This window comes from Comamonas odontotermitis, from assembly GCF_014207855.1.
In the GTDB taxonomy this organism is placed as follows: Bacteria; Pseudomonadota; Gammaproteobacteria; order Burkholderiales; family Burkholderiaceae_C; genus Comamonas; species Comamonas odontotermitis_A.
On record NZ_JACHKZ010000055.1, the window covers coordinates 1 to 5,712 of the forward strand.

2 tRNA genes and 3 rRNA genes are annotated in these 5,712 nt (G+C 51.2%); all 5 read left to right on the forward strand.

From position 1 onward, the window contains the following. The first annotated feature begins 222 nt into the window (after nt 1–222). The 5 genes from HNP33_RS20635 (at nt 223) to rrf (ending at nt 5,706) form a co-directional block, all read left to right on the forward strand. A 16S ribosomal RNA gene (locus HNP33_RS20635) occupies nt 223–1,753 on the forward strand. Between the two features lie 95 nt (nt 1,754–1,848). Further along, nucleotides 1,849–1,925, forward strand: a tRNA-Ile gene (locus tag HNP33_RS20640). 157 nt (nt 1,926–2,082) lie between these two features. Beyond that, a tRNA-Ala gene (locus tag HNP33_RS20645) sits at nt 2,083–2,158 on the forward strand. Nucleotides 2,159–2,565: 407 nt separating this feature from the next. After that, nucleotides 2,566–5,443, forward strand: a 23S ribosomal RNA gene (locus HNP33_RS20650). A gap of 150 nt (nt 5,444–5,593) precedes the next feature. Beyond that, nucleotides 5,594–5,706 (forward strand): 5S ribosomal RNA (gene rrf, locus HNP33_RS20655). Together the 16S, 23S and 5S rRNA genes with 2 tRNA genes alongside form the textbook arrangement of a ribosomal RNA operon. The last annotated feature ends 6 nt before the right edge of the window (nt 5,707–5,712 follow it).

Genomic DNA, 5,712 nt, shown 5'->3' on the forward strand with positions numbered 1-5,712 from the left:
CAGCGAGTTGGTCCAAGAGGGCTGGTGAGATCGAGAGATGCTTGCTGGTGGTGTTGGATAGGTCTTTAAAAATTAACAGCCGATAAGCGTGGGCGTTTGGTGGCGATTGCCATATGTTCTTCGGAGCAAAACAAGCGCTCACAAAAACAGTAATGAGGAAGGTTTTAACCTTCTTGATTCCGTCAAGTGAGTGAGTAGTCGAGAGACTTTAAATTCAAGATCGAACTATAGAGTTTGATCCTGGCTCAGATTGAACGCTGGCGGCATGCTTTACACATGCAAGTCGAACGGCAGCATGGGCTTCGGCCTGATGGCGAGTGGCGAACGGGTGAGTAATACATCGGAACGTGCCTGGTAGTGGGGGATAACTACTCGAAAGAGTAGCTAATACCGCATGAGATCTAAGGATGAAAGCAGGGGACCTTCGGGCCTTGTGCTACCAGAGCGGCCGATGGCAGATTAGGTAGTTGGTGGGATAAAAGCTTACCAAGCCGACGATCTGTAGCTGGTCTGAGAGGACGACCAGCCACACTGGGACTGAGACACGGCCCAGACTCCTACGGGAGGCAGCAGTGGGGAATTTTGGACAATGGGCGCAAGCCTGATCCAGCAATGCCGCGTGCAGGATGAAGGCCTTCGGGTTGTAAACTGCTTTTGTACGGAACGAAAAGCTTCTGGTTAATACCTGGGAGTCATGACGGTACCGTAAGAATAAGCACCGGCTAACTACGTGCCAGCAGCCGCGGTAATACGTAGGGTGCGAGCGTTAATCGGAATTACTGGGCGTAAAGCGTGCGCAGGCGGTTATGTAAGACAGAGGTGAAATCCCCGGGCTCAACCTGGGAACGGCCTTTGTGACTGCATGGCTAGAGTGCGGCAGAGGGGGATGGAATTCCGCGTGTAGCAGTGAAATGCGTAGATATGCGGAGGAACACCGATGGCGAAGGCAATCCCCTGGGCCTGCACTGACGCTCATGCACGAAAGCGTGGGGAGCAAACAGGATTAGATACCCTGGTAGTCCACGCCCTAAACGATGTCAACTGGTTGTTGGGAATTAACTTTCTCAGTAACGAAGCTAACGCGTGAAGTTGACCGCCTGGGGAGTACGGCCGCAAGGTTGAAACTCAAAGGAATTGACGGGGACCCGCACAAGCGGTGGATGATGTGGTTTAATTCGATGCAACGCGAAAAACCTTACCCACCTTTGACATGGCAGGAACTTTCCAGAGATGGATTGGTGCTCGAAAGAGAACCTGCACACAGGTGCTGCATGGCTGTCGTCAGCTCGTGTCGTGAGATGTTGGGTTAAGTCCCGCAACGAGCGCAACCCTTGCCATTAGTTGCTACGAAAGGGCACTCTAATGGGACTGCCGGTGACAAACCGGAGGAAGGTGGGGATGACGTCAAGTCCTCATGGCCCTTATAGGTGGGGCTACACACGTCATACAATGGCTGGTACAAAGGGTTGCCAACCCGCGAGGGGGAGCTAATCCCATAAAGCCAGTCGTAGTCCGGATCGCAGTCTGCAACTCGACTGCGTGAAGTCGGAATCGCTAGTAATCGTGGATCAGAATGTCACGGTGAATACGTTCCCGGGTCTTGTACACACCGCCCGTCACACCATGGGAGCGGGTCTCGCCAGAAGTAGGTAGCCTAACCGCAAGGAGGGCGCTTACCACGGCGGGGTTCGTGACTGGGGTGAAGTCGTAACAAGGTAGCCGTATCGGAAGGTGCGGCTGGATCACCTCCTTTCTGGAAAACAAGCAATTCAAATTGAACGCCCACACTTATCGGTTGTTGGAACACAAGCCAGGTGGCCATCGCAGTAGCGGGTGGTTGCATGGAATGGGTCTGTAGCTCAGCTGGTTAGAGCACTGTGTTGATAACGCAGGGGTCGTTGGTTCGAGCCCAACTAGACCCACCAAAAGCTTCCAACGGATTAGAGGTTGAGCTTATGCCGCTTTGGTTGATCAGTGAAATGCTGATTGACTAGAGCCAAGCAGTGCGAGGCGTCTGATGCGAAGCACACTGATGTGTGTGAGCAGCAGGCAACGAAGCAATGCGCAGGCTATAGGCAATCAGGGGGATTAGCTCAGCTGGGAGAGCACCTGCTTTGCAAGCAGGGGGTCGTCGGTTCGATCCCGTCATCCTCCACCAACATCAAGATAAAAATCTTATCAAGACTGACCCATCAAAGGTCATCAACACCAAAGCAGTTTGGAGACAGACTGTTTTGTTGTTGAGCGATATAGATCGCACAACACGGCTGTTCTTTAAAAATTCATAGAGTCGAAATCAGCGTTGTTAGCGGAAAGAGAAAATTCGTAAAGGTTTTATCTCACCGTGCCGCTAACAACAATTTGATTGCGTCAAAACGAATGAAACTTTGCGATGAGCAATTTTTATTCAGTAATGACGAATATTCTTCAAGAGTGTGGATCTGGGAGACCAGGTCTACAGCAAAGATATTCACATTACGGCATAACGCGCGAGGTGAGAGACCTCGCAAAGCAGTTGCTTGAGAGTGTAGCGATGTTCTCTAGAGATAGAGGTCAAAGTTATAGGGTCAAGTGACTAAGAGCATGTGGTGGATGCCTTGGCGATGATAGGCGAAGAAAGACGTGATAGCCTGCGAAAAGCTTCGGGGAGCTGGCAAATAAGCATTGATCCGGAGGTATCTGAATGGGGGAACCCACCTAGCAATAGGTATCACTGAGTGAATACATAGCTCAGTGAAGCGAACCTGGAGAACTGAAACATCTAAGTACCCAGAGGAAAAGACATCAACCGAGATTCCGATAGTAGTGGCGAGCGAATTCGGAGAAGCCTTGCAGTGATAGTCATTGTGTTAACAAAACGGAATGGAAAGTCCGGCCATAGTGGGTGATAGCCCCGTATGTGAAAGCACAGTGGTGGTACTAGGCTGCAGACAAGTAGGGCGGGGCACGAGAAACCCTGTCTGAACATGGGGGGACCATCCTCCAAGGCTAAATACTCATCATCGACCGATAGTGAACAAGTACCGTGAGGGAAAGGCGAAAAGAACCCCGGGAGGGGAGTGAAATAGATCCTGAAACCGCATGCTTACAAAAAGTCGGAGCCCTTAGGGGTGACGGCGTACCTTTTGTATAATGGGTCAGCGACTTACATTCAGTGGCAAGCTTAACCGAATAGGGAAGGCGTAGAGAAATCGAGTCCGAATAGGGCGACAAGTCGCTGGGTGTAGACCCGAAACCAAGTGATCTATCCATGGCCAGGATGAAGGTGCCGTAACAGGTACTGGAGGTCCGAACCCACTAGTGTTGCAAAACTAGGGGATGAGCTGTGGATAGGGGTGAAAGGCTAAACAAACTTGGAAATAGCTGGTTCTCTCCGAAAACTATTTAGGTAGTGCCTCAAGTATTACCTGCGGGGGTAGAGCACTGTTTAGGCTAGGGGGTCATGGCGACTTACCAAACCTATGCAAACTCCGAATACCGCAGAGTACAGCTTGGGAGACAGAGCACCGGGTGCTAACGTCCGGACTCAAGAGGGAAACAACCCAGACCGCCAGCTAAGGTCCCTAAAATTGGCTAAGTGGGAAACGAAGTGGGAAGGCTAAAACAGTCAGGATGTTGGCTTAGAAGCAGCCATCATTTAAAGAAAGCGTAATAGCTCACTGATCGAGTCGTCCTGCGCGGAAGATGTAACGGGGCTAAGCCAGTTACCGAAGCTGCGGATGTGCAATTTATTGCACGTGGTAGGAGAGCGTTCTGTAAGCCTGAGAAGGTGTCTGGTAACGGATGCTGGAGGTATCAGAAGTGCGAATGCTGACATGAGTAGCGTTAAAGCGGGTGAAAAGCCCGCTCGCCGTAAGCGCAAGGTTTTCTACGCAACGTTCATCGGCGTAGAGTGAGTCGGCCCCTAAGGTGAGGCAGAGATGCGTAACTGATGGGAAACAGGTCAATATTCCTGTACCGATGTGTAGTGCGATGTGGGGACGAAGAAGGTTAGCTCAGCCAACTGTTGGACATGTTGGTTCAAGCCTGTAGTCGTGCTCGGTAGGCAAATCCGCCGGGCTAAGATGAGGGGTGATAACGGGTCTGCTTGCAGACGAAGTGAGTGATACCCAGCTTCCAGGAAAAGCCACTAAGCTTCAGCTACACACGACCGTACCGCAAACCGACACTGGTGCGCGAGATGAGTATTCTAAGGCGCTTGAGAGAACTCAGGAGAAGGAACTCGGCAAATTGACACCGTAACTTCGGGAGAAGGTGTGCCGCAAGTAGGTGAAGTTGAACAAATGGAGCCCAAAGCGGTTGCAAAGAATAGGTGGCTGCGACTGTTTAATAAAAACACAGCACTCTGCAAACACGAAAGTGGACGTATAGGGTGTGACGCCTGCCCGGTGCTGGAAGATTAAATGATGGGGTGCAAGCTCTTGATTGAAGTCCCAGTAAACGGCGGCCGTAACTATAACGGTCCTAAGGTAGCGAAATTCCTTGTCGGGTAAGTTCCGACCTGCACGAATGGCGTAACGATGGCCACACTGTCTCCTCCTGAGACTCAGCGAAGTTGAAATGTTTGTGATGATGCAATCTCCCCGCGGAAAGACGGAAAGACCCCATGAACCTTTACTGTAGCTTTGTATTGGACTTTGAACAGATCTGTGTAGGATAGGTGGGAGGCTTTGAAGGGTGGATGCTAGTTCACCTGGAGCCGACGTTGAAATACCACCCTGGTGTGTTTGAGGTTCTAACCTTGGTCCATGATCTGGATCGGGGACAGTGCATGGTAGGCAGTTTGACTGGGGCGGTCTCCTCCCAAAGCGTAACGGAGGAGTTCGAAGGTACGCTAGTTACGGTCGGACATCGTGACGATAGTGCAATGGCATAAGCGTGCTTAACTGCGAGACTGACAAGTCGAGCAGATGCGAAAGCAGGACATAGTGATCCGGTGGTTCTGTATGGAAGGGCCATCGCTCAACGGATAAAAGGTACTCTGGGGATAACAGGCTGATACCGCCCAAGAGTTCATATCGACGGCGGTGTTTGGCACCTCGATGTCGGCTCATCTCATCCTGGGGCTGTAGTCGGTCCCAAGGGTATGGCTGTTCGCCATTTAAAGAGGTACGTGAGCTGGGTTTAAAACGTCGTGAGACAGTTTGGTCCCTATCTTCCGTGGGCGCTGCAGATTTGAGAGAGCCTGCTCCTAGTACGAGAGGACCGGAGTGGACACACCTCTGGTGTATCGGTTGTCACGCCAGTGGCATTGCCGAGTAGCTAAGTGTGGAAGAGATAACCGCTGAAAGCATCTAAGCGGGAAACTCGTCTCAAGATGAGATCTGCCGGGGGCTTGACCCCCCTAAAGAGTCGTTCTAGACCAGGACGTTGATAGGTTGGGTGTGGAAGCGCAGCAATGCGTTAAGCTAACCAATACTAATTGCTCGTGCGGCTTGACCCTATAACTTTGATGATCCCGCCCTTAGATGGGATACATGCAAAGAGACACTGCAACTGCAGTTATGCCCAAAGCGCAATCAAATTTAGCTGATAAGACTCTATGAATTCGCTGCGCTGCCTAACGAATCTGGCAGCAAAGCAACAAGTTATGCCTGATGACCATAGCAAGTTGGTCCCACTCCTTCCCATCCCGAACAGGACAGTGAAACGACTTCGCGCCGATGATAGTGCGGATTCCCGTGTGAAAGTAGGTCATCGTCAGGCTTTTAT